Source organism: Stenotrophomonas sp. 2619 (genome assembly GCF_040548725.1).
Taxonomy (GTDB): Bacteria; Pseudomonadota; Gammaproteobacteria; order Xanthomonadales; family Xanthomonadaceae; genus Stenotrophomonas; species Stenotrophomonas maltophilia_AP.
Window position 1 is genome coordinate 1 of the sequence record NZ_JBEPSF010000013.1, and the last position, 23,767, is coordinate 23,767.

At 63.8% G+C, this 23,767-nt stretch carries 18 protein-coding genes; 15 read left to right on the top strand and 3 right to left on the bottom strand.

Annotated elements, in window-relative coordinates:
* Positions 1 to 292: 292 nt before the first annotated feature.
* From icmH to tssJ, 3 genes are all read right to left on the bottom strand, one after another.
* Complete coding sequence (icmH, locus tag ABIA71_RS13665) at positions 293 to 1,084, bottom strand: type IVB secretion system protein IcmH/DotU (protein ID WP_038687984.1); 792 nt, start codon at positions 1,082 to 1,084, stop codon at positions 293 to 295.
* Positions 1,084 to 2,418, bottom strand: coding sequence for a type VI secretion system baseplate subunit TssK (gene tssK / locus ABIA71_RS13670; RefSeq protein ID WP_038687986.1), 1,335 nt, complete (start codon positions 2,416 to 2,418; stop codon positions 1,084 to 1,086). Before tssK ends, icmH begins: the two co-directional genes overlap by 1 nt.
* A 186-nt stretch (positions 2,419 to 2,604) precedes the next feature.
* Positions 2,605 to 3,165 (bottom strand): type VI secretion system lipoprotein TssJ, encoded by a 561-nt coding sequence (tssJ, locus tag ABIA71_RS13675; RefSeq protein WP_236546289.1) that lies wholly within the window; start codon positions 3,163 to 3,165, stop codon positions 2,605 to 2,607.
* A gap of 302 nt (positions 3,166 to 3,467) precedes the next feature.
* Here tssJ and ABIA71_RS13680 point away from each other — a divergent pair, with 302 nt between their 5' ends.
* The 15 genes from ABIA71_RS13680 to ABIA71_RS13750 all read left to right on the top strand — a co-directional run bounded on the left by ABIA71_RS13680 (position 3,468) and on the right by ABIA71_RS13750 (position 23,337).
* Complete coding sequence (locus ABIA71_RS13680; protein ID WP_354285812.1) at positions 3,468 to 4,091, top strand: tetratricopeptide repeat protein; 624 nt, start codon at positions 3,468 to 3,470, stop codon at positions 4,089 to 4,091.
* 36 nt (positions 4,092 to 4,127) lie between these two features.
* Positions 4,128 to 4,628: a type VI secretion system contractile sheath small subunit gene (gene tssB / locus ABIA71_RS13685; protein WP_038687988.1), complete on the top strand. Its 501-nt coding sequence runs from the start codon at positions 4,128 to 4,130 to the stop codon at positions 4,626 to 4,628.
* A gap of 3 nt (positions 4,629 to 4,631) precedes the next feature.
* Positions 4,632 to 6,125, top strand: a complete 1,494-nt coding sequence (gene tssC, locus ABIA71_RS13690) for a type VI secretion system contractile sheath large subunit (protein WP_354285814.1) — start codon at positions 4,632 to 4,634, stop codon at positions 6,123 to 6,125.
* 140 nt (positions 6,126 to 6,265) lie between these two features.
* The gene (locus ABIA71_RS13695) at positions 6,266 to 6,763 is read left to right on the top strand and encodes an Hcp family type VI secretion system effector (RefSeq protein ID WP_038687991.1); all 498 of its coding nucleotides are present in this window, start codon (positions 6,266 to 6,268) and stop codon (positions 6,761 to 6,763) included.
* A gap of 139 nt (positions 6,764 to 6,902) precedes the next feature.
* Positions 6,903 to 7,394 carry a type VI secretion system baseplate subunit TssE gene (gene tssE / locus ABIA71_RS13700; RefSeq protein WP_128097832.1) on the top strand — a complete coding sequence of 164 codons (492 nt, stop codon included), beginning with the start codon at positions 6,903 to 6,905 and terminating at the stop codon, positions 7,392 to 7,394.
* A gap of 1 nt (position 7,395) precedes the next feature.
* Positions 7,396 to 9,231, top strand: coding sequence for a type VI secretion system baseplate subunit TssF (gene tssF, locus ABIA71_RS13705; RefSeq protein WP_128097831.1), 1,836 nt, complete (start codon positions 7,396 to 7,398; stop codon positions 9,229 to 9,231).
* Positions 9,195 to 10,286 carry a type VI secretion system baseplate subunit TssG gene (tssG, locus tag ABIA71_RS13710; RefSeq protein WP_128097830.1) on the top strand — a complete coding sequence of 364 codons (1,092 nt, stop codon included), beginning with the start codon at positions 9,195 to 9,197 and terminating at the stop codon, positions 10,284 to 10,286. The genes tssF and tssG overlap by 37 nt, the downstream gene beginning before the upstream one ends.
* A gap of 71 nt (positions 10,287 to 10,357) precedes the next feature.
* Positions 10,358 to 13,108 carry a type VI secretion system ATPase TssH gene (gene tssH / locus ABIA71_RS13715; protein WP_354285817.1) on the top strand — a complete coding sequence of 917 codons (2,751 nt, stop codon included), beginning with the start codon at positions 10,358 to 10,360 and terminating at the stop codon, positions 13,106 to 13,108.
* A 26-nt stretch (positions 13,109 to 13,134) separates the two neighbouring features.
* The gene (locus tag ABIA71_RS13720) at positions 13,135 to 13,488 is read left to right on the top strand and encodes a hypothetical protein (RefSeq protein ID WP_038688001.1); all 354 of its coding nucleotides are present in this window, start codon (positions 13,135 to 13,137) and stop codon (positions 13,486 to 13,488) included.
* Positions 13,489 to 13,719: 231 nt separating this feature from the next.
* On the top strand, positions 13,720 to 16,461 hold the full coding sequence (locus tag ABIA71_RS13725; protein ID WP_354285819.1) for a type VI secretion system Vgr family protein: 2,742 nt from the start codon (positions 13,720 to 13,722) through the stop codon (positions 16,459 to 16,461).
* Positions 16,462 to 16,464: 3 nt separating this feature from the next.
* Complete coding sequence (locus tag ABIA71_RS13730; RefSeq protein ID WP_354285821.1) at positions 16,465 to 17,310, top strand: DUF4123 domain-containing protein; 846 nt, start codon at positions 16,465 to 16,467, stop codon at positions 17,308 to 17,310.
* The gene (locus tag ABIA71_RS13735) at positions 17,297 to 20,023 is read left to right on the top strand and encodes a T6SS effector BTH_I2691 family protein (RefSeq protein WP_354285822.1); all 2,727 of its coding nucleotides are present in this window, start codon (positions 17,297 to 17,299) and stop codon (positions 20,021 to 20,023) included. The genes ABIA71_RS13730 and ABIA71_RS13735 overlap by 14 nt, the downstream gene beginning before the upstream one ends.
* Before the next feature lie 9 nt (positions 20,024 to 20,032).
* Positions 20,033 to 21,052 carry a DUF6708 domain-containing protein gene (locus ABIA71_RS13740; RefSeq protein WP_354285823.1) on the top strand — a complete coding sequence of 340 codons (1,020 nt, stop codon included), beginning with the start codon at positions 20,033 to 20,035 and terminating at the stop codon, positions 21,050 to 21,052.
* A 176-nt stretch (positions 21,053 to 21,228) separates the two neighbouring features.
* Complete coding sequence (locus ABIA71_RS13745) at positions 21,229 to 22,275, top strand: DUF6708 domain-containing protein (protein ID WP_354285825.1); 1,047 nt, start codon at positions 21,229 to 21,231, stop codon at positions 22,273 to 22,275.
* Between the two features lie 126 nt (positions 22,276 to 22,401).
* The gene (locus tag ABIA71_RS13750) at positions 22,402 to 23,337 is read left to right on the top strand and encodes a DUF6708 domain-containing protein (protein WP_354285827.1); all 936 of its coding nucleotides are present in this window, start codon (positions 22,402 to 22,404) and stop codon (positions 23,335 to 23,337) included.
* Positions 23,338 to 23,767: the final 430 nt, after the last annotated feature.

Genomic DNA, 23,767 nt, shown 5'->3' on the forward strand with positions numbered 1-23,767 from the left:
GTACTGCCGCAGACCGATTCCTGGCCGTCGAAGCGCTCCACGACCAGGCCTGGGGCCGGGCCCTGCAGCTGGATCAGGCGTGCCTGCTGCGAGGGAGAGGCGAGAGCGGCGAGCGCCGCTGAGCGGGAGATATCCATATCGTCGTCATGCTTCTTGGAAGATGGGCGAAGATGCTCACGTTCCTGTGCGCATCCGCATACGGTCGACACGCACCGTCATGCGCTGAAAACTGCTTGTTGCCCTTGTGGGGCAGTACCAGGTCGCCGGGACAGGGCCGGCGACCCTGGGCGCCTCAGGGCAGCGTGATGGTGATGTGCGCCGTACGCTGCGGCATCTGCACCACATCGTTGTACGCCGCCATCCGCTGCTGGGTTTCGTGACCCAGATAGAAGCGCAGGCCGAAGAAGCCCAGCAGGCCGAAACCAGCCACCAGTGCCGCCGGCATCCACAGCGGCACCACGCGGCGCAGGCTGTGGCGCACGTTGTCCGGCGGCAGTGCATGCGGCGCGAAGCCGTGTCGCTTGCCCTTGAGGTAGACGATCTCATCGCCCAGCCGGGCGGTGAGGTAGCCGAGCTTCTCGGTGCCCTCCAGGCGGTACTTGCCTTCGAAGCCCATCAGCAGGCAGAAGTGGTACACCTCCAGCGACGGCAGGCGCGGGGCACCCTGGCGGCGAAGCTCTTCAAGCCGGTCGAAGAAGTGTTCACCGGCCAGGTGCTCGCCGAACAGGCGCAGCTGCAGCGGGTTGCGCTCCCAGGATTCATGCAGCGACGACGGCTGCGACAGGATCGCTTCGTCCACCGCGGCGCAGAACGCGTACTTGGCGGCGTAAACATCTTCGGAGGCGATGCCCATGCGGTTGGCGTTACGCTCCACGCCGTCCAGGAACTTCTGCACGGTGGACACGAACGCTTCACCGTCGGAGGGCAGCTGCCCACGCTTGAGCAGCAACAGCAGGTAGAAGCCATCGGCCATCAGGTCCTGCAGGCTCTGCGGATTGGCGGCCTGCGGTGCAGGCGCAGCCAGGCCGCCATGCGAGCTCAGCGAGGGCATCGGGCCCGGGGTAGGGGGCAGGGGCGAATTCATCATGAGGTCACCGCGACAAGTTCCATTTTGAGGTCGGCAATGCCGGACGGCACGTACACCATCAGCGACTGCGACTTGAGCATGCGCTCATACAGCGCGCCACGCGTATCCAGTTCGAAGTAGTGGCTGCCCGGGCGCACCGGGATCGCCGCCGGCACCTGGTTGGCGTGGGTGAGCTTGACGCCGGGCAGCGCCGACAGCACGCATTTCTCGACGTCGTCGGGGGCGCCGATCTTGAAGCGCACCGGCACCGTCTGCACCAGCTCCTGCGCGGGCACGTCGGCCGACACCGCCAGGTAGAACGAGGCATCGCCATCGATACGCTGCGAGTCCAGTCGGCCCAGGTGGTAGGACGGCTTGACTTCGTTGAGCGCGATCTTGAAGTAACGCGCCGAAATCACCGTGTCCAGCAGCGTGCGGATGATCTCGAACAACTGCCGGAAGCCCGCTTCAGGCTGCGCGTGCAGGTAGCGCGGCAGATCGTTGAGCGCGTATGCATTGGAGAACGTCAGCATCGCCCCGGCCATGCGCAGCAGTTCCTGGTGCAGGCGTTCGGGGTGCAGCTGCGGGTGGTGGTACAGGTGCGCCAGCGAACTGAACGACGAGTTGATCGTGTGCAGCAGCCAGAACGAGGCGATGTCGCCGGAGCGGAACTCGATGATGTTCTTCGACGGTTCGCGGTGCAGGCCGTACAGCGCGTCCACCTTGGCCTGGAGCGAATCGAGGATGCCACGCAGTTCCCGGTGCAGGGTCGGCGAAGCTTCCAGGTGCGCGCATGGCGGAATGAACTCGTCGTCGAGCTCGAAGCCACCGGTGGACGTGCGGCGGATGCGCGCCAGCGCCACGGTGGAATAGGGGTCGCGCGGGTTCTCGTCGGTGAGCAGCTTCACCGCCTTGCCGAGGAAGCCAAGTTCGGCTTCGACCGCATCGGTGTACAGATCGTTGGCGCCGCGATTGATCTGGCGATAGCGCGCCAGCTGGCTGGACTCCGCATCGGCGCAGTTGTCGCCATCATCGCGCAGCAACGGCAGGGCGAGGTGGATCACCGTGGACTGCACGCCGGGCGGCAGATCCTTCAGCGAAAGCGCATCGGGCAGTGCGTCATGCACCGGCGCGTCGTAGCTCTCGCCATCGGGAAACACGGCCGAAATGTCCAGCGGACGCAGCGTGCCGCTGCCGAGTGCCTGCGGATCGAAACGCACGCGACGGCAGCCCCAGGCATAGGGGTGCAGCGTGAGTGACAGGTCCTGCAGACGCGCCTCGTGATACGCATCCTGGCGCTGGAAATGCTGGGGCCTCAGGAACAGACCTTCACCCCAGAGAACTTTGGACATCCTGCTTACATATGCCACATTTCAATCCTTGGAAATCTCGGGCCAACCCCGCCCGATACACACTAGGGTTCCACACACACTCCCAAGACAGGAATGTGAAAGTGCGAGATGCATCACGTTTTTGATGCCCGGCTGCACAACAATACTACCGCATGCCGGGATTCTGACGTCAGAATGCAGGCATCTTCAACGAGGAGAGACGCAGCGCACGGAAGCGAGACTGCCCGGGTCCCCTGACACACGTGTGACCAGGGCCTGGCTGTCAGTGGTCAGTGCGCAGGCATGGATTCCCACCGTAATACCTTCGTTGGCCAGGTTCTTGTGCTTGCTGTCGAACGCGAACCGCCATCGGCCTTCAGCTGGCGCGCGGAACAGGGCAACCACACCCAGCACCGCGGTCCCCTCACTCAATTGTTCCTTGAGCTCCTGGCGGTTGCCCGGGGTCAGTACGATCTCGTTCACCGACAGCAGATCCGCACCCAGCGCGGCCTGCTCGCCACTCTGGTCCAGGAACGCATTGAAGGGCGCCTGTTCGAAGCGCTGCGCACTGCGCAGGTGGTAGACCTTCACCACCGCGGCGGTGGCGCGCTTGTCGTTGCCGGCGTTGAGGTTGATGCCGGCCAGCAGGCGCAGCGGAACGACCGGCGGCGCTTCCGGTTGCGCGTCACGGATGCCGACCGCCTGCAGTGTCTTGTCCATGGCCTTGCCCAGCCCGCCGCTGGCACAGCCGGACAGCGACAATGACATGGCCGTGACAAGACATATAAGAGTGTGACGCCCTAAGCAGAAATTTCGGCTCATGAGGGGTTTCATGCATTCTCGGACTGAGGATGGGGATGGTGATCAGCAGGGCGTTGCGATGCCGCATGTACGTCAAGATCGCGGAAGACAGTGTGAAAAACTGCAACGTTGCATTGAAACACTCTATGCGCTTCACTATACCCCTGCGTATTTGCAGTTGTACACTTGCGGCGGTTAGGGAAGGGAATCCCGTGTGTTGTATCGGCGGGGACCGGACTCACCTTTAGAAGTTTCCATGAGGGATTGGCATGAAAGTGAAGGTAATGGGGAAGGCTGTCTATCGGCCGTTGTTGGCAATGGCGTTGCTGTCCAGTCTGGCGGCGTGTTCGTCGGCGCCGAAGAAGGGCGCGGTACCTCCGTACGAAGCAACGATGACCACCGCGGAAACGCAGGTCACCACGGTGGGTTCCGAAGCGGCCATCAAGAGCTTTGAAGACGCCGCGCGCGCCGATCCGACCCGCAAGGAACCGTGGGTGCGCATCGCGCAGCTGCAGTTCGACCAGGGCCAGTACGCACGTGCCATCGTTGCCGCCGAAGAGGTGCTGCAGCGCGATCCGGACGACCTGGTCGCCGATGGCGTCATCACCGTGGCCGGCTTCCGCATCGCCAACACCTCGCTGACGCGCCTGCAGGGCCGCGGCGCACTGGCATCGGAAACCGCGCGCAAGGAAGCCAAGACCCTGGCCGACACGCTGCGCAAGACCATGGGCGATGCCGTGCTGGAAGATCCCAAGCCGAAGCCGCGCACGCCGGCCCGTCGCACTGGCCCCCGTCGCACCACCTCACCGGCCACGGCACCTGCTTCCGCGCCTGCCGCACGTCCGGCGCCGTCCAACGGCGGCGATCCCTTCCAGAACCTCGGCGGCAACTGATCCGCACGCAGTAACGCCCCCAGTCAGGAGACACCGATGGCGAAGAAGGACAGTATTCAGAAGCGGCTCCAGAAGATCCGCCCCCCGCGCGTGCAGTTGACCTACGACGTGGAAAAGGGTGACGCGATCGAACAGAAGGAGCTGCCGTTCGTGGTGGGCGTGCTCGGTGACCTGAGCGGCAACCCGGAACAGCCGTTGCCCAAGGTCAAGGACCGCAAGTTCGTCAACGTCGACCTGGACAATTTCGACGAAGTGATGGAAGGCGTCGCGCCGCGCGCGGTCTATCGCGTCGCCAACAAGATCAGTGATGGCGGCGGCGAGTTCGGCGTCGAGTTGAAGTTCAACTCGATCGACGATTTCCGCCCCGAATCGGTGGTCGACCAGATCGAACCGCTGCGCAAACTGCTGGAATCGCGCACCAAGCTGGCCGACCTGCGCAACAAGCTGGCCGGCAACGAGAAGCTCGAAGACCTGTTGACCGATGTCCTGAACAACACCGAACAGCTCAAGAAGCTGGGCACGGGCAAGGAGCAATAAGCCATGGCAGCAGAAGCTACCGGTGTAGCCGAACAGTCGGCCGCGGCCGTCGAGGAAATCGGCCTGCTCGACCAGATCGTCGAGAAGAGCAAGGTTGCCAAGTCCGAGACCGAGCACCAGCGTGCCAAGGACATCATTTCCGAGCTGGCCAGGGAAGTGTTGGAAGGCACCGTGGTGGTGTCCGACAACCTCAACCTGACCCTGGATGCGCGCATCGCCGAGATTGACCGGATCATCTCCGAGCAGCTCAGCGCGGTCATGCATGCCCCGCAGTTCCAGCAGCTGGAAAGCACCTGGCGCGGCCTGCACTACCTGTGCCAGCAGACCTCCACCGGCCCGAACATGAAGATCAAGGTCTTCAACGCGCCGAAGAAGGACCTGGTCAAGGACTTCAAGTCGGCGATCGATTTCGATCAGAGCGCGCTGTTCAAGAAGGTCTACGAAGAAGAATTCGGCACCTTCGGCGGTGCGCCGTTCGGTGCGCTGGTCGGTGACTATTTCATCGGTCGCCAGCCGGAAGACATGTACTTCGTCGAGCAGATGTCGCACGTGGCTGCTGCCGCCCATGCGCCGTTCATTTCGGCCGCGTCCGAGGGCATGTTCGGCCTGGAGACCTTCACCGACCTGGGCAAGCCGCGCGACATGGCGAAGATCTTCGACACGGTCGAATACGCCAAGTGGAAGTCGTTCCGTGAAAGCGAGGACAGCCGTTACGTGGGCCTGACCCTGCCGCGCTTCCTTGGCCGCCTGCCGTACAACCCGAAGGATGGCACCACCGTCGAAGGCTTCAACTTCGTCGAGGAAGTGGACGCTGCCGACCACAGCAAGTTCCTGTGGTGCAACACGGCCTATGCCATGGCCGCGCGCCTTACCCACGCGTTCGAGGATTACGGCTGGTGTGCAGCCATCCGCGGCGTCGAAGGCGGTGGCCTGGTCGAGGACCTGCCCACCCATACCTTCCGCACCGATGATGGTGAAGTGGCACTGAAGTGCCCGACCGAAGTGGCGATCACCGATCGCCGCGAAAAAGAACTCAGTGACCTCGGCTTCATTCCGCTGGTCCACTGCAAGAATACCGACTACGCCGCGTTCTTCGGCGCCCAGTCGGCACAGAAGCCGAAGAAGTACAACACCGATTCGGCCAATGCCAATGCGATCCTGTCTGCCCAGTTGCAGTACATGTTCGCCGTCTCGCGTATCGCCCATTACCTGAAGGCGATGATGCGCGAGAAGATTGGCAGCTTCGCTTCGGCGGGCAACGTCGAGGAGTTCCTGAACCGTTGGATCTCGCAGTACGTACTGCTGGACGACAACGCCTCACAGGAAGCCAAGGCCCAGTACCCGCTGCGCGAAGCCGCTGTGAACGTTTCGGAAGTGCCGGGGAAACCCGGTGTCTACCGCGCTGTGGCCTTCATCAGGCCGCATTTCCAGCTCGATGAGCTGTCTGTTTCGTTGCGATTGGTTGCCGAATTGCCGGCAACTGCAAAAAAGTCGTAACGCATTGATGTTGCTGTAGCGCCAAGGGGCGGATGCCCTGATTGCAGCGACGTTTTTCCAAGAGGGTTAAACCCCCCTGAACCGCCGGGAGCGATCCCGGCACCCAATCTCACGGAAGACCGGAACTTAGGAGACCAGATATGCAGCACGCTTTCCTCTCTATCGACACCATCAAGGGCGAGTCCCACGACGACAAGCACAAGGATTGGATTGAAATCCAGTCCTTCTCGCAGGATCTGCTGCAGCCGCGTTCGGCCACCGCGTCGACCTCGGGTGGCACCACCGCAGCTCGTGTGAATCTGTCGCCGATCGAAATCACCAAGACGATCGATCTCGCCACCACTGCCCTGAACCAGGCGGCCAGCAATGGCACCACCTTCCCGAAGGCTCGCATCGAATTCATGCGCGCTGACAAGGACGGCAACGCGATCAATTACTACACGGTCGAGCTGCTGAACGTCCTGGTTCACCGCGTCACCACCACGGTTGATTCCGAGGGGATGCCGCAGGAAGTGATTCAGTTGAGCTTTGGTGCGATCAAGTGGACCTACCAGCAGCAGAAGCCGGAAGGCGGCGTTGGTGGCAAGGCCGTGGCGCAGTGGAGTGCAACCAAGAACATTCCGAACTACGCCGTTTGATGTAGTGTCGCTGCGATGGCGCCTTGCGCGCCATCGCAGTCTGAAATCACCTGGCAGTACATCGGGAGTGGCCAGGAACGGCCGCAGCGCGTGTTGCCCCTCTGCATGATGCAGGGACGCAGACAGACCGGAATGACCAATGAAGGGACTCGAACCCAGCTTGCTCGAGAAACTGTTTGACGATGCCCCCAAGTCCAATGGGGGAGGGCATGTGTTCAAGTCCATATCGCTGGACCAGTACAAGGAATCGATCGCCCGCGACCTGGAAGGCCTGCTCAATTCCCGTGCAGCGTTCCAGGAAGAAGACATGGCCGAATTCCCGAACTGCAAGCAATCGCTGCTCACCTACGGGCTGGCGGATTTTTCCGCGATGAGCCTGGCCAACGCCTATGACCGTGCCGCCATCTGCCGCTCGCTGGAGCAGGCCGTGGCCCGGCATGAGCGCCGTTTGAAGAACGTGGGGGTCAGCCTGGAGGTTGGCTCGCAGTTCGGTGGCGGCCTGCACTTCACCATCAACGCATTGCTCGACCTCGAGCCGGCCCGCGAGCCGGTCAGCTTCGACGCGATGTTGCAGCCGTCGACCCTGCAGTACCAGGTCAGCCGTACCCGTCGCCAGCAGGCGACCAGCTGACATGCAGGATCTGCTGCCCTATTACGAACGCGAACTGGCTTACCTGCGCCGCTACGGCCGCGAGTTCGCCGATCGCTACCCCAAGATTGCCGGTCGCCTCCAGCTCAATGCCGAAGGCAGCCAGGACCCGCATGTCGAGCGCCTGATCGAAGCCTTCGCGCTGCTCAGTGCACGCGTCTCCAAGCGCATCGAAGACGATTACCCCGAATTCACCGACGCCCTGCTGGACGTCCTGTATCCGCATTACCTGCGCCCGTTCCCGTCGTGCTCGATCGCCCATTTCGACATGGACGGTGTGTCGTCCAAGTTGAGCGCGCCGATCACCGTGGCGCGCGGCACGGCACTGCAGTCGCGCCCGGTGCGCGGTGTGTCCTGCCGCTTCCGCACCGCGTTCGACGTGGTGCTGGCGCCGATCGCGGTGCAGTCCGCCGTGTACCGCGGCGTGGCGGAAGCGCCGATGGCCACCAGCCTTCCCGCCGGCAGCGGCGCGCAGGTGTCGCTCAGTTTCCGCCTGATGTCTGACCAGGCCAGCTTCGACACGCTGGGTACCGACGCCCTGCGCCTGTTCCTGGACGGTGAACCCTCACTGCGCGCGTCGCTGCGCGATGCGCTGGCGCTCGGGGTCAAGGTGGCCTACGTGGAGGCCGACAACAGCGGCCGCTGGCGCCGCCTGGACGAGGTGCCGCTGCGCCAGGTCGGCTTCAGCGAGGACGAATCGCTGGTCGACTTCCCCGCGCGCTCGCACCCGGCCTATCGCCTGCTGACCGAGCTGTTTGCCTACCCGGAAAAATTCGGCTTCGTCGACCTGCTGCTCAAGCCGGTTACCGCCGGGGCCAGCCGCAGCTTCACCCTGCACCTGATCCTGCAGGCCAGCGCGCCCGAACGTGGCAACCAGCTGGTCCTGGAAGACCTGAGCGCCAGCAATGTGCGCCTGGGCTGTACCCCGATCGTCAACCTGTTCACCCAGCCCGGCGAGCCGATCCGCGTGACCCATCGCACGGTCAGCTACGCGGTGCTGGCCGATGCGCGGCGTGCGTTTGCCTATGAGGTGCACTCGATCGACTCGGTGCACCGCATCCGGCAGACGCCGCAAGGCGAAGTAATCCAGGCATTCCGCCCGTTCTACTCCCTGCATCACGGCGAAGACCCGGATCGCACCGGGCAGTACTGGGTGTCGCGCCGCGACGAGGACATCGCCCGACAGAGCCCGGGCTTTGAAACCGAGATCAGCTTCGTCGACCTAGCCTTCAACCCGACCCTGCCGCAGACCGACACGGTCAGCCTGGAGCTGACCTGCAGCAACCGCGACCTGCCCAGCCACCTCGCTCATGGCGTGGCCGGCGGCGATCTCACCCTGGAAGGCGGCACGCCCGCGCGGGCGATCAGCCTGCTGCGCAAGCCGACCCGGCCGTTGCGCTTCCGCCAGGGCAAGAATGCCCAGTGGCGGCTGATTTCGCACCTGTCGTTGAACCAGCTGTCGCTGACCGGCAGCGGGCTGACCGCGCTGAAGGAGATGCTGCGGCTGTACGACCTGTCCGGCAACAACGTGTCGGCCCGGCAGATCGACGGCATCCTGGCATTGGAGCAGCACCCGGTGACCAGCTGGATGTCCGGCAAGCAGTTTGCCTCGGTCGTACGCGGGCTGGAGATCCGCCTGACCATCAACGAGAACCATTTCGTGGGCGCCGGCATTGCCGCGTTTGCTCAGGTGATGGATCACTTCTTTGCACTGTACGTGCATGCCAACAGTTTCACCCGGCTGGTGCTGGTGTCCAGCGACAGCGGTGAGGAGATCGTCCGATGCCCGGCGCGAAGCGGCGAATCGATCCTGGCGTAGCCCAGCAACTGCTCGCCGAACCGCACCGCTTCGAGTTCTTCCAGGCGGCGCGGTTGTTGGAGCAGGTGTTCCAGCGCCAGGGCGTGAAGGCAGGCCAGGCCGTGCCCATGCGGGTGCGGTTCCGCAACCCGTTGTCGCTGGGCTTCCCGGCTACTGAGTTGAGCTCGGAATGCGTGGCGTACTCGCTCAAGGGCGACAAGCTGGAAGACGCTGCCGCCATCGACCACGCGCTGGAGCACGAAACGCTGGCCGAGGTGCACCTGACCCCGTATTTCATGGGCTTGCTGGGCACCACCGGTGCGTTGCCGCTGCATTACACCGAAACCCTGCAGATCCGTGAGCTGTACGACCGCGACCGCACGGCACGCGCGTTCCTGGACATCTTCTCCACGCGTGCGGTGTCGCTGCATTACGCGGCGTGGAAGAAGCACCGCCTGGCCCTGCAGTATGAAATCGACCGTCGCGAGCGCTTCCTGCCGTTGATCATGTCGCTGTTCGGCATGGGCATGAACGAACTGCGCGACCGGCTGGTGGACGGGCACGGCGACGTGTTCGACCAGGCCTTTGCCTACTACGCAGGCGCGGTGCGGCAACGCCCGGTGTCGGCGGCGCTGATGCAGCGGGTGCTGGCCGACTACTTCCAGGTGCCGCTGGCGCTGGAGCAGTTCGTGGGCGCCTGGTACCGGGTGCCGGCCGGGCAATCCACGCGCCTGGGCCAGGCCAACGCCACGCTCGGCGCCAGTGCGCTGGCCGGCGACCGGGTCTGGCAGCGCGACCTGCGCATGCGCCTGAGCATCGGCCCGCTGCGACGGGAGCAGTTCGACGATTTCCTGCCCGGCGGCAGCGCCGAGCAGGCGCTGGCCAAGTGGCTGTCGCTGCTGACCGGTGGCACGCTGGAATACGAAGTGCGGTTGGTGTTGCGTCAGGAAGACGTGCGCGGCGCCGGGCTGGGTGCCGGCGTCGGCGCGCGGCTGGGCTGGGACAGCTACATGTGCTCGCGTGCCGCCGATGGCCCGCGTTCGGACACCACCTACGGCATCCATACACTGCAATGAACAGGTCGGGGCAGGGCTGACCGGCCGCTGCCCTTCATCAACAGGTTTCAGCAAGGAGCGCGTTTTCCCGCATGAGCATCAATCTCAAGACCCTGATCAGCAAGCTGGACGATACCTGCCGTCTGGCCGCCGAGCGTGCCGCCAACCTGTGCATGTCGCGCGGCAACTACGAGGTTGATCTGGAGCATCTGTTCCTGGCGCTGCTGGAGCAGCCGCACAGCGATTTCGTGTTGATTGCCCGCCGCTGCGGCATCTCGCCCGATGCGCTGGAACGGGACCTGTCCGACGAGATCAGCCAGTTCAAGACCGGCAACGGCCGCACGCCCGTGTTCTCGCAGCACATTCCCAAGCTGTTCGAACACGCCTGGCTGATCGCCTCGCTGGATTCGGAAACCAGCCGCATCCGCAGCGGCCACCTGCTGCTGGCACTGATGACCGAGCCGGAGCTGTCGCAGCTGGCCTACCGCGGCTCCAAGCTGTTCGTGCGCTTCAAGCTGGACGAGCTCAAGCACGACTTCGCCAAGCTCACCGAAGGCTCGCAGGAAGCCACCCAGACCGTGCGCAACGCCGATGCCGGCGCGGGCGAGGGTGACCTCGGTGGCGAGACCGCCGCCGCCGTGGACGGCGGCAAGGGCGGGCTGTCCAAGACGCCTGCGCTGGACCAGTTCACCACCAACCTGACCGAGCGCGCCCGCGAAGGTCGCATCGACCCGGTGATCGGCCGTGACGGCGAGATCCGCCAGGTGATCGACATCCTGATGCGTCGCCGTCAGAACAACCCGATCCTCACCGGTGAGGCCGGCGTCGGCAAGACCGCCGTGGTGGAAGGGCTGGCCCGCCGTATCGCCGACAAGGACGTGCCCGACGTGCTGCTCGGGGTTGAACTGCATACCCTGGACATGGGCCTGCTCCAGGCCGGTGCCAGCGTCAAGGGCGAGTTCGAGAACCGCCTGAAGAACGTGATCGACGAGGTCAAGAAGAGCCCGCACCCGATCATCCTGTTCATCGACGAAGCCCACACCATGATCGGTGCCGGTGGCACCGCAGGCCAGAATGACGCCGCCAACCTGCTCAAGCCGGCCCTGGCCCGTGGCGAGCTGCGCACCATCGCGGCCACCACCTGGAGCGAGTACAAGAAGTACTTCGAGAAGGACGCCGCGTTGGCGCGTCGCTTCCAGGTAGTCAAGGTGGAAGAGCCCACCGAAGCCCTGGCCGCCGCGATGCTGCGCGGCATGGTCGGCCTGATGGAAGCGCACTTCAACATCCGCGTGATGGATGAAGCCGTTACCGAGGCCGTGCGCCTGTCACACCGTTACATCAGCGGCCGCCAGCTGCCCGACAAGGCGGTCAGCGTGCTCGACACCGCCTGCGCGAAGGTGGCACTCGGCCAGAGCGCCACGCCGGCGATCATCGAGGACACCCGCAAGCACCTGGATCGCCTGGAGGCCGAGCTGGCCGCGCTGCAGCGCGAAACCGCCGGCGGTGCCAACCACCATGCCGAGCGTCTGGGCGAACTGCAGCAGCTGCAGGCCGATGCCCGGGCCGTGCTGGCCACCAATGAAGAACGCCTGTCGCTGGAGCGAGCCTTGGCCGACCAGATCCGCCAGCTGCGCCAGCAGATGGAGAACGGCGGTGCCGAAGCGGCTGCCAGTGACGCAGCCCCGGCTGACGCCGTCGCCGCCGAGAAGCCCGCAGCGCGGGGCAAGAAGGCTGCCGCAGCCGCGGTGTCGCCGCAGCAGGCCGAGCTGGACCGCCTGCTGGCCGAACTGCGCCAGCTGCAGGGCGACACCCCGATGGTGCCGCTGCAGGTGGATGGCGGCGTGGTGGCCGAAATCGTCTCGGCTTGGACCGGCGTCCCGCTGGGCCGGATGGTCAAGGACGAGATCCGCACGGTGCGCACCCTGGGCACCTTGCTGGTCGACCGCGTTATCGGCCAGGACCATGCGCTGGAGGCCATCGCCCAGCGCGTGCGCACCGCCACCGCCAAGCTGGAAGACCCGAACAAGCCGCGCGGTGTGTTCATGTTCGTCGGCCCGTCCGGCGTCGGCAAGACCGAGACCGCACTGGCACTGGCCGACATTCTGTACGGCGGCGAGCGCAAGCTGATCACCATCAACATGAGCGAGTACCAGGAAGCGCACAGCGTTTCCGGCCTCAAGGGCTCTCCCCCGGGGTATGTGGGCTATGGCGAAGGTGGCGTGCTGACCGAAGCGGTCCGCCGCAACCCGTACAGCGTGGTGCTGCTGGATGAAGTGGAGAAGGCGCATCCGGACGTGCTGGAGATGTTCTTCCAGGTGTTCGACAAGGGCCAGATGGACGATGCCGAAGGCCGCGAGATCGACTTCCGCAACACGCTGATCATCCTGACCTCCAACATCGGCTCGTCGCAGATCATGCAGGCCTGCCTGAACAAGCCGGCCGAGGAGATCCCCACCGCCGACGCACTGGGTGAAGCCCTGCGCCCGGTGTTGATGAAGAGTTTCAAGCCCGCCTTCCTGGGCCGCATGAAAGTCGTGCCGTACTTCCCGATCAACGACGACGTGCTGGCCCAGATCATCGCGCTCAAGCTCGGCCGCATCCGCGACCGTGTGGCGGGCAACCACAAGGCCACGTTCTTGTGGGACGACAGCCTGGTCGAGGCCGTGCTGTCGCGTTGCACCGAGGTGGATTCCGGTGCACGCAATGTTGATCACATCCTCAACGGTACGCTGCTGCCGGAGGTCGCGGAAAGCGTCCTGGCGGCGATGGCCGAGGGGAACCGGATCAACACCATCAAGGTGACCGCAGGGAAGAACGGCGCCTTCAAATACAAGCTGTCCTGATTGTCGACTGGAAAGGAGATACGAATATGGATTTCTACGGATTCAACCGCGCCAAGGCCATTGCCAACTGTGGCAGCCTCGAACTGGGCCTGGCCCGCGACACCAACAACGTGCGCGCCTGGAACCGCCTGCGCCCGGAGCACATCGTCGAGCTGCTGCACGGTGCCGCCGCCGATGCCCGCCAGGATGCCCGCAACCTGGCTGCACAGATCAGCCGTGGCGCCTGGCGCATCCAGACCCACGCACCCGCGCAGGGCAAGGCCAACCAGCTGGTCAGCAATGCCCGTGAAGTCTCGGTCACCGCTGGCGGCCGCGACTACCGCCTGCTGCTGAACGAAGGTGCCAAGCTGCAGCTGGAACGTATTACGCAGTCGGCCTGATAGAGGCGTTCAGGTGCGCCCACCGCAGCTGCGGCAGGTGCACCGGACAGCTCGCCGGCGCCATGCGTCGGCGAGCTGTCACCCAGCTGGAAATGTGTGACATGTGACGTGTGCGACGCAATGCCCACCCGGGGTACAGCCCGGGTGAAATATACGGTGCTTGCGCTGATCTATGCTGACGATGGATCGCTCCAGTCGAATTCACTGGGCTAATGAATGCGGGGATGCATCATGGATTCCGTAACCAAGATACTCGCCGCACTTGCGGCACCGGGGCAGGCACAGCGCCTGCTGCAGCTGCGCACCTCGCTGGGGAGCGACGTGCTGGTGGCCGAGTCACTCAATGGCGTCGAGCAGATCGACGGCATCGGCTTCGTGTTCGATGTGATCGCATTGTCGGCCGATGCCAACCTGTCGCTGGACGGCCTGCTAGGCCAACCGGCCGTGCTGCAGATGCAGGCGGTCGGCAGCGCACGCCCGTTCCACGGCCGGATCACCGCCGCCGAACGCATCGGCAGCAATGGCGGTCTGGCGCGGTATCGCCTGCGCCTGCAGCCGTGGCTGGCGTTTCTGGGGCAGCGCGTGGACAGCTACGTATTCCATGACGCCAGTGTGGTCGACATCGTCGAGAACGTGTTCGCCGACTACAGCGGCCTGGTCCCGGCCTGGCGCTGGGACCTCACCGACCGCAGCCTCTACGCCAGGCGCAGCCTGACCACGCAGTACCAGGAGACCGACCTGGCCTTCGTGCAGCGTCTGCTGGCCGAAGAGGGCATCTATTACTGGTTCGAGCATGCCGCAGACCTAGGCAGCGAGGCGTTTGGCGCACACACCCTGGTGCTGGCCGACAACCACCATGGCGCCAAGGACCTGGGCGCGGTGCGCTTCCACCGCGGCGATGTGACCGAGCGCGATGACAGCGTGCAGCAGTGGTCGACCGCGCGCCGCTGGCGTACCACCAAGGTCTCCCGGCATACCTGGGATCACCGCACGCTGGAGCTGCGCCAGGCCAGCGCCGAGGCACAGACCGCACACGAGGCGACCGGCGAAGATGCCGACACCTGCGGCCCATACGGCTGGCAGGACAACGCGCGTGGCCAACGCCGCGCCCAACAGCATCTGGACGCACTGCGTGTTCGGGCGCATACGATTGAAGGGCAGGGTAAGTGGCGGCAGCTCACCCCCGGGGCGCAGTTCCAGCTGGCCCAGCACCCTGGTATAGATGCCGGCACCGCTTTCCTGTGCCTGTCGGTGCAGCACCAGGCGCGCAACAATTTCGAGGCCGATGTGTTCGATGCGCTGGAGCAGCAGCTTGGGCCGGCCGCGCAGGCGCCGCTCAGCCTGCCGGGTGCCTTGAGTGGCTTGTCCGTTGCGAATGCATCGCCGGATCTCACTACGACCTTCTACGACAACCGCTTCGTCGCCATCCCGGCCGACGTGGTGTACCGCCCGCAGACCGAAGGCGGCCACGGCACGCGTTTGCATCCGCGCCCGTCGATTACCGGCACGCTCAGCGCCATCGTGGTCAGCGACGGCGAGCCCTTGCAGTCTGATCGTGACCACCGCATCAAGGTGCAGTTCCCGTGGCAGCGCGGCGGCAGCTCCAGCACCGGCTTGGCCCATCCCGGCGGTGACGACAATGCCCCGGCCAACGGCGGTGCCTGGACCTGGGTGCGGGTGATGACCCCGTGGGCCGGCGACAACTGGGGCGGCGTCGTGCTGCCCCGTCGCGGCCAGGAAGTCCTGGTGGCCTTCCTCGAGGGTGACATCGATCGCCCGGTCGTGGTCGGCGCGGTCTACAACGGCCGCGGCCAGACCGATGCCGCCCACAACCAGGTCGCCAGCGGCGGTGCCAACGCCACCGGCAATGCGCCGGCGTGGTTCGATGGCAATGAACATGCCGCGGTGTACACCGGCTTCAAGAGCCAAGCGCTAGCCGACAGCCAAGGCGGGCAGGGCGGCTACCAGCAGATGCGCCTGGATGACACGCCTGGCCAGGGCCGCGCGCAGCTGTCCACCACCCAGCATTCAACTACGCTCACCCTCGGCCATCTGAAGGGTGGCGAAGACAATGTGCGCGAGACCGAGCGTGGTTTCGGCGCCGAGCTATCCACGCAGGCCTTTGGGTCACTGCGTGGAGGCAAAGGCCTACTGCTGAGCACCGAACCGGGCGAACCCCAGCTGGCCGCCAACCAGGCACTGACCCAACTGCAGGAGAGTGCCGAGCTGCTGCAATCGCTCAACGAATCGGCAGTGAACCAGCAGGCCCAACTGCCTGAGGAGCCGACCACGCTGCAGGCCCACGACGCGCTGGAACGACTGCAGGAAAGCCTGCGAGCTACCCAGAGCGGCAGCGCGGCGGGCAGCATCAGCGGCGGCGACGGCGATGCCCCGGGCTGGGACAAGCCGGTGCTGATGGGCAGCGGCGTGGCCGGTGTGATGAGCCTGACCCCGGCTGATCAGGTCTGGGTGAGTGGTACGCACACCACGCTGGCCTCGGGCGTGGCGCTGAACTGGCTGAGCCAGGGCTCGATCACGATGGCGGTGGCCGGCGGGCTGGTGCTGTACACCGCCGGTGCCGAGCCGAAACCCGAAAGTCCGAACCAGGAACGCGGGATCGCGCTGCACGCCGCGCAGGGCAAGGTCAGTGCACGCGCGCACAAGAACCAAGCGATCCTGGCGGCCAAGACCAACGTGAAGATCACCAGTACCCAGGCCGATGTGCAGCTCTCGGCGCCGAGCAAGCACCTGCTTGCGACGGCGGCCGGGGCTTACATCCGGATCGAGGGCGACAACATCGAGCTGGGCGCGCCGGGGAAGGTGGAGTTCAAGGGCACCCAGCGCGAGTGGACCGGGGCGAAGGCGCTGAAGCTTGCAGCGCCCCCCCTGGCTTCCGGAAGCCACGGGCCGTGCCAGTTCCGCGTGAGAGCAGCCGAGCAGAGTGGTGCGGCCGTCGTGCCGCTGGGGAGCTGATGCATGGAGTTCAGCCACCGCTTCTTCATGTCCCAGGACTTCGCGTTGATCAATCCGATGCAGATCGATGCCGACATCGTGGCGCTTTGGCCAAGTGAGCCGATTGTTCCGGATGCACTGAAGGGACAGGAAAAGCACATGCCGCGGCTGATCGCGTTGACCGAACTGGACGAGGATGATCGTCTGTATCGGTTGGATCAGACCATGAACTATGGGAGCGCGCGCAACAAAGCCCCCTTCTGCGGCTTGCTGCGGAGCCCGGCGTCGCCCAGCCGGGTAGCCAGGCATGTGCAGAGCGCGATGGTGCAGAAGATCGGCGGCGAAGCGATGTGGCTGCGTTTGCATGACCCGCGGGTGTGGCTCAACCTTCGCTGGATCCTGCGACCCTTTCAGGTCGACGCCCTGCTGGGCCCGATCAGCCACTGGTCCTGGCCAGTGCCTGGTAGTGAGCACTGGACGGCCAGTACACGTGAGCGAGAGGCCGCGCAACGGCTTGACCTGGATATCGACCAGATGCGGGCACTGTCCATGACGGGCTCGGTCAATCGCGTCTTTGCCAGGCTGGCGCGCGACGGTGCTCCGGTGCTGGACACCGACGCCTCAAGAAGGACCGCGTTCAACGAGATGATGAGGGCTCAGGCACTTGGCTTGAGCACCGATGAAGATGTGGAGTTCTTCGCCTTCCTCTCGCTTGTCAGGTCTCCCCAGGTGCATGACCAGCCAGTGGAGCGAAGGATGATCGATCTGGCGGTCGCGGGGGAGTGCGGGTACTTGTCGGCATGGATGGACGAGTACAGCCAATCAATGGAACTGAATGCAGAGGAGCTGGACGAACGTGGCAACAACTGACACCAAACAGCCGGGTGGCCTTGGGGCCTGCGATCCGAGCAAGAAATGCCAGATGTGCGACCAACGCGGTCTGCCCATTCTTCCCCTGCGCTACTCGCTCGCGCGCACCGATGTGCGGGCCGGATTCACCATGCCGCCGCTGGAGGGAAAGTTCGGCGCGGGTGTGAAGGACATCGTCCTGCCGGCTGCGCGAGCCCAGTACACATTGCGCTTGGCACGTCAGGGGTACCTTTACGTATTCAACGAGGCGCGCGGCGAATGGAAGGGATACTTCGTCACGGAAGATGCTTACCTGCTTGAGTTCGATGTGCACGCCGATGCACCGCCCATGGAGGAGTTCGCGCCCACCTGTGCGCGCATGGCGACCTCGCAGTTGGCGCGCTTCGTCACCATTCCCGACCCTTCCAGGGCTGGGAAAGTGTGGTTTGGTTTCAGCGAGGCACCGTGGGCACCTGAGGTGCTGAAGCGCAACCGGCTCTCCTCCGAGCGAAAGAAGCACATGCGCTCGGTCGATGTGAAAGCGTGGGTTGGCGGGGCGCGCTCCGATCACACCGGTGAAGTGGGTGACGCCAAGCGTCTGGTGAGTGAGTTTGCGTTCGAAGAGCAGGTTGCAAAGCCTCGAGACCCGAGTCAGCCGACGTCGCAGATGGTGCTGGATCCAAAAACCGGAAAGATGATCAAGCAGGTCAATCTCGAAGGCGTGACGGTCTCCAATAACCCGGCGTTTGACTTCACCACCTTCGCCTTCCGCCGCTGCAAGCAGCAGGTCGCGGGCATGGAGGAATGGGTCAAGAAGGCGTCTCCGGAGGTGCCGGCGATGATGCTGGCCCTGAACGATCCGGCCGGTCTTACCCAGGACGTGTCGGCCTTGATGCGGGAGTTGGTGAGGGACTTCGAAACCGGCAAGGATCGCAATTGGAAGTTGGCCGCGGCGACGGGTATCAAGGGCATCCGGAAGGCGATCGAAGATCAGGCGGCCGCTACCGAGCTGAGCGAGCGGCGTGCAACGGCGATCACGGGCAAGGCCTCGGCAGAACTCTACGCTGCTGGACTCATCAAGATGCCCGAGTCGTTGACGGCCGAACAGGACCGCAAGGCGCGTGTGTCAGCGTGGAACCGCTACAAGGATGACTACGATGAGTCGGCCGTGTCCAGGTTCGAAGCAGAGCTGGAGCGGGAAACCAAGGAATTCACCAGCAGCCAGCTGACGCCGTTGGCGATGTCGTTCGTGCGTTGGTATCAGTCCGATGCACTTCGTGACTGGTTGTCGTCCAACCATCATGAAGGCCTCGAAGGCGGTGGCGGGGCATTCACCGTCATTGTCCAGCGCTGCGTGGAAGGCATCACCGGTCATGACCAGGTTGCTGCAGCGCTGTTGAAGGATCTCAACGGGCGTTTCGATGAAAAGCGTAACATCACCCTGCGTGCGCTGGTCCTGAACGACACCACGATCGCCAAGTATCTGGAGCTTGCGGCCGGGCCAAGCCTCGAACTGGCCAACAACCCGGGCGCCTGGAGCAACGTGCTGAAGGCGTTCGCACACGTGGACGACAGGAAGAAGAACAATCCGGCGGATATGCAGACCCGCACCGGTATTGTGGCCAACTTCATGCATGAGATCGCCGGGTCATTCATCACCGGGCTTTCAAAGGCGGGGCAGACCATCAAGGTGGGCGCGGCGAATATTGCGCTCAGCATTGCCATGAAGCACCGGATGATGGCACTGATGGGTGCGGTATCGGGCCGACAGATCACCCGGCTCCCGGTGAGGGCGTCCGAAGCCGAGCTTGCCCACTTCATCGTCGAGGCGCTGACCGCTGGGCAGTCTCCCGCCGAAAAGGCACGTGCCCGTCAGCAGGTGGATACACATCTTCGCCAGCAGCTGACAGAACGCTCCGGTGCGCGGACCGCAACCGGTGAGCGCAATGCGCGGGGTCGCAAGGTCTTCCAGTGGGCGGTCTACTGGGACGATGAAACCATGCGCGCCCTGCGCGGCACGAATATCACGACCCTGGACCGGGCGCTGTTGAGCGAGGACCAGTTGCGGGCCGTGGTCAGAAGCCGCGCAGCCTCCTTTGCAACCGTCAATATCCGGGCAGACGTCGGCTTCGGTGTAGTGGGGTTGCTGCTGGATGGTTGGAATGCCGCGGACGCCTTCACCAAGCTTGATGACGAGAAGCAAGGTCCAGAGAATCGCCGCCGCATCAGTTTGGGATCGGCCCTGTTCGGGCTTGCGGGGACAAGCGTTGAGTTGACCGCTATCGGGTTGGAACGAACTGCGTATGGGCAGGTGGCGCGATCGGTGCGCATCGCGGCGGTTGAACTGAGGACAACGTCGGCCGTGATTGGATGGATGGGCAAGCTTGTAGGAACCGTGGGAGCGTTCCTTGGCGCCGTGGTCGATGGTTGGAAGTTCTATGAAGCCGCCAAGAGTGGCGACATACCGATGGCCATCCTGTTCGGCGCGACGGCTGTGGGCGGCGCGGTGGTTGCCGTGTGCGTGCTGTTCGGCTGGATGACCGCTGGCATAGGCTTCATCATCATGATTGTCCTGGCCATCATCGGGTTTGTTGGCGAGTGGCTGATCAACCTTATTCGCGATGATAAGATCGAAATCTGGATCAACAAGACACCCTTTGGTGCGCATGATCATGGACGTTTCGAGTCACTTGAAGACCAGGAAGCAGCGTATGTCGCATTGCAAGCCAAGTAGGACCTCCCGATGAGCAGTTTTGCTGGCTGGCTGGTCAGCCCGTTCAAACTGGGCCGCGAAGTGTCCGACAAGGAAACCCGGGCCAACCTGCGGTCTCCCGGGATGCCTCGTCCGAAGCCACTGAACAAAGGCGCCATCCATCTCGATTCCACTTGCCTGGAGTATCTGGACCGGTACTTCCTGATGCGGGGTTGGGGGGTGCTTGGGGGTGGGTTTCTGGTTGTGTTCTGCCTGGTCCTTGGCGGCGCAGGCATCTACGGATTCCTGCAAAGCTCGCAGGGACAGGTTGCGCCTGTGTTCTGGGCGCTGGTCATCATGGCCGTGATGTTTGGTGTGCCTGCGCTTGTGGCGCTGAAGGTGCTCGTGCTCAAGGATGCGTTCCGATACACCCACTATCCTGTCCGCTTCAATCGAGCCAACCGTAAGGTCTATGTGTTCACCGGCGGGCCGCGGAAGTACGTTGAGGTGCCGTTCGACGATGCATTCTTCTTCATCAACGAAGATGGCGGCACCGGTGCCAACAACGTCCGCATCTACGACCTGCGGATGCATGTCATCGAAAGCGGCAAGATTGTCCATACGGTGTCGATCGGATCCGATGGCGGCAGTAGCCCGGGGGTCGTTCTTGCGCATTGGGAAATGATTCGCCGCTTCATGGATGAGGGGATGGAGGATCTGCCGTTCCCCCCCCTTGGCATATTTGCGTCCTCGCATGTTTCGTTGAAAAACGCGTTCATCATTCCGTTTGCAGTGTTCAATGGCGCATTGCGGTGGATACTCGCGCCTTTCCTCTTTCCGATTGGTGTCGCCCGCTACATTGCACTGGCAAGCAGCCGGCGCCCCGTATGGCCAAGCTCGGTGGAAGCAGAATGCGCGCCAGCGCGTGGCAGCCGGGTTCTGCGCGAACCGCAGGTTTACGGCGACCTTCCGGGCGGCAAGAGTGGGGAGGCGGCGTTCATGCAGTACTGGAACGACGCTGAGATGCAGGCAAGGGCGGAGGACCAGGGCCTGGCGTCGCTCTTCAGGTGAGGGGGGGGCTGGACGCTTCCGGTCAGCGCGGTCCAGTCCCTATTGAATCCAGTGCGCGGCGCTGGGTGGCTCCGGTTTCTGCTGGTGTCACGTAGCGCAGTCGCACGCAACGCGGGGTGGACGGGACGTCCAATCCGGCAGTGCCTGGCGCAGCGGCCGACTTCAAGGATGTGAGCATGAGTGCATTTGCAGGCTGGTTGGCTCAGCGTTATCGGGTCAACAGACCCCTGTCGGACGCCGAGCGCAACGCGGATGTGCGCAATTTTGATGGCATGGTCAAGGATCCAATCGACCAGGGCATCATCGCGCTCAATCCCACGTTCATCGAATATGTAGATCGGCATTTTCACTATCGCGGCTGGGGGGCGATGTGGGGGCTGCTGGTGATTGCGCTTGCCGTTGCATTCGCCGTTGCGATGGCAATGTCGCCCACGGTGACGCCCCAGGGCTTTCCACGGCCGCCGACAACGGGCGAGCGTTTCGTGGTGGGCTGGATCGTCACACTGTCGTCCGGGTTGGCAGCCTTCAGCTATTGGATGCTGTTGGGCAAGGATGTCTTTCGGTATCAGTATTATCCCATCCGGTTCAACCGCAAGACGCGCAGGGTGCACGTCTTTACCGGTGGCCGCCACACCGCGCGCTCGGCGTCGTGGGATGAGGTGCGTTTCATCATCGGGTGCGGCGCGCCTCCAGGCGCGGACGACAAAGGGACAACCTACGACCTTCGCGGCCACCTGATGCAGGGCGACCAGGTGATCTACACCTTCGCCGTTGGCAGCGACAGTGGCCCCAATCCCGGGCCAACGTTGGCGCATTGGGAGATGATTCGCCGCTACATGGAGGGCGGGATGGATGCGCTTCCATTCCCGCCGCTGCAACTCTACACATCGACCACACCCAGCCTTCGGAATGCAGTCATCATCCACGTGTCGTCTGCTGGTGCGGGCCTGGGTCTGCTTTTTTTGCCCATTACGCTGCCGTGGGCCATGTTCAGGTATCTGTCGATGAAGCTATGTAGGCGCCCCGCCTGGCCCCGCGCAGTCGAGGACGAATGCGCCGACGGTTCAGGGGCTGGGAGCCTGAGGGAGCCGGTGGTGTACGGTCGGGTAGGCGACGGCCATGGCAGCGAAACAATGCTGGCGTACTGGAAGCAAGCCACCCGTGATGCAATGGCGCTCAACGAGACGTTGCGCACACGGATGAAGGCAAACGGTGGGCATTGATCGCCTCGAACAACCGCCGGCGCAGTCTCACTTGCCGCATCCTTGCTGCTGCACGACACATTGGCTTGGATAGGCCCGCTGAGTGCGTTGTTCCCGCATGCGAGCGAACACGGGAGTGAGACGAGGATGTACACAGGTTGGTTGAGAAGGTTCAAGGTAGATCGAACGATCAACCCCACCGAGCAGTGCGAGCCGTTGAAGCGGGAGCGCACGGGCGCGAGCAACGAACGGCACTGCGTCATCCGCCTGAACTCGACGTACATGGATGTGATTGATCGACGCTACCGTCTTCGGGGGATGGTGGCGACAACCGTGGTAACACTCGTGAGTACCGCGCTGGCGCTGTTCGGGGTGTGGATGCTGGTGACCTGGCTCCCTACCGTATACGAGGGGCGGGCGGTGGACTGGTTCATGGTGGGCGTTCTGGTGATCGGCTTCGTCGGCCAGTTCGCGCTGATGTATCGATTGGTCATTGGCCGCGATTTCTTCACCTACAAGTACTACCCGATCCGGTTCAATCGTCGCACGCGGATGGTGCACGCCTACACCGATGCGGGCCCTTCCGGCGTCATCAGCGTGCCGTGGGATCAGGCGTACTTCCATCTTGGGCACGGTCAGGGTGAGACGTTCCTGCGCGATGTTCGGTGCCACGTCATGGATGGGGATATGGTCAGGCACACCTTTGCCGTCGGCCACTATTTTGACGATGCGGACAAGGTTCGCGAGATCTGGGAGTTCATCCGACGTTACATGGACGAAGGACCGGCGCACGTGGTTGACGCGCCTTCGTCGCGGCATGTGCACCTGTCTGTGGCTGACACCTGGAAGAATTGCTACCTGACGGTGGTCATCAGCCTGGGTGAGGCACTGCTACCGTATCGCACGGTGCTGATGCCGTTGCTGGGGCCATTGGTCATATGCCGATGGCTGGTCTTGAAGAGCAGCAGAGCGCCGGAGTGGCCGGCCTATGTGGTGACGGAATCCGTCGTCGACGTGGCCGATCCGCATCAGTGGCCGGAGCCGGAGTACGTCGGGCAGTTCTATGCGGGACGCGGTGCCTGACTGCTTCGCGCGTTCGGGCGAGAGTGCCAGTGCGGCGATGCCGTTTCATCGTGACTGGGCGACGCGCATGCTGTGCCTGTGTTCTCGCCTGCATCCGGTGACATGCTGCAGACTGTACGCGCGCGCGATTGAGAGCGCTGTTGATGTGAAGATGCACCGAATGGCGCATTTTCCCAGCGTGCTACTCGACTGACTTGCCTGTGTTCCCTATTCTAGGCGGCATGTCCGATTTTCCGACTTGGCTTGGTACAAGAGCGCGGCGTCGCTCGGCGCTCTTGATCGGTGCGAATTGTGACCTAGGTCACAGTGCGTCCTGTATAGGTTCTGATGGTCGGCTGATTTGCCGTCGCGAATGAATCGTGCGGCGTCTCGACTGATGTTCTGCTGATGATGGGTCGCCCCAGTTGAATCTGCGGGGCTAATGAATGGA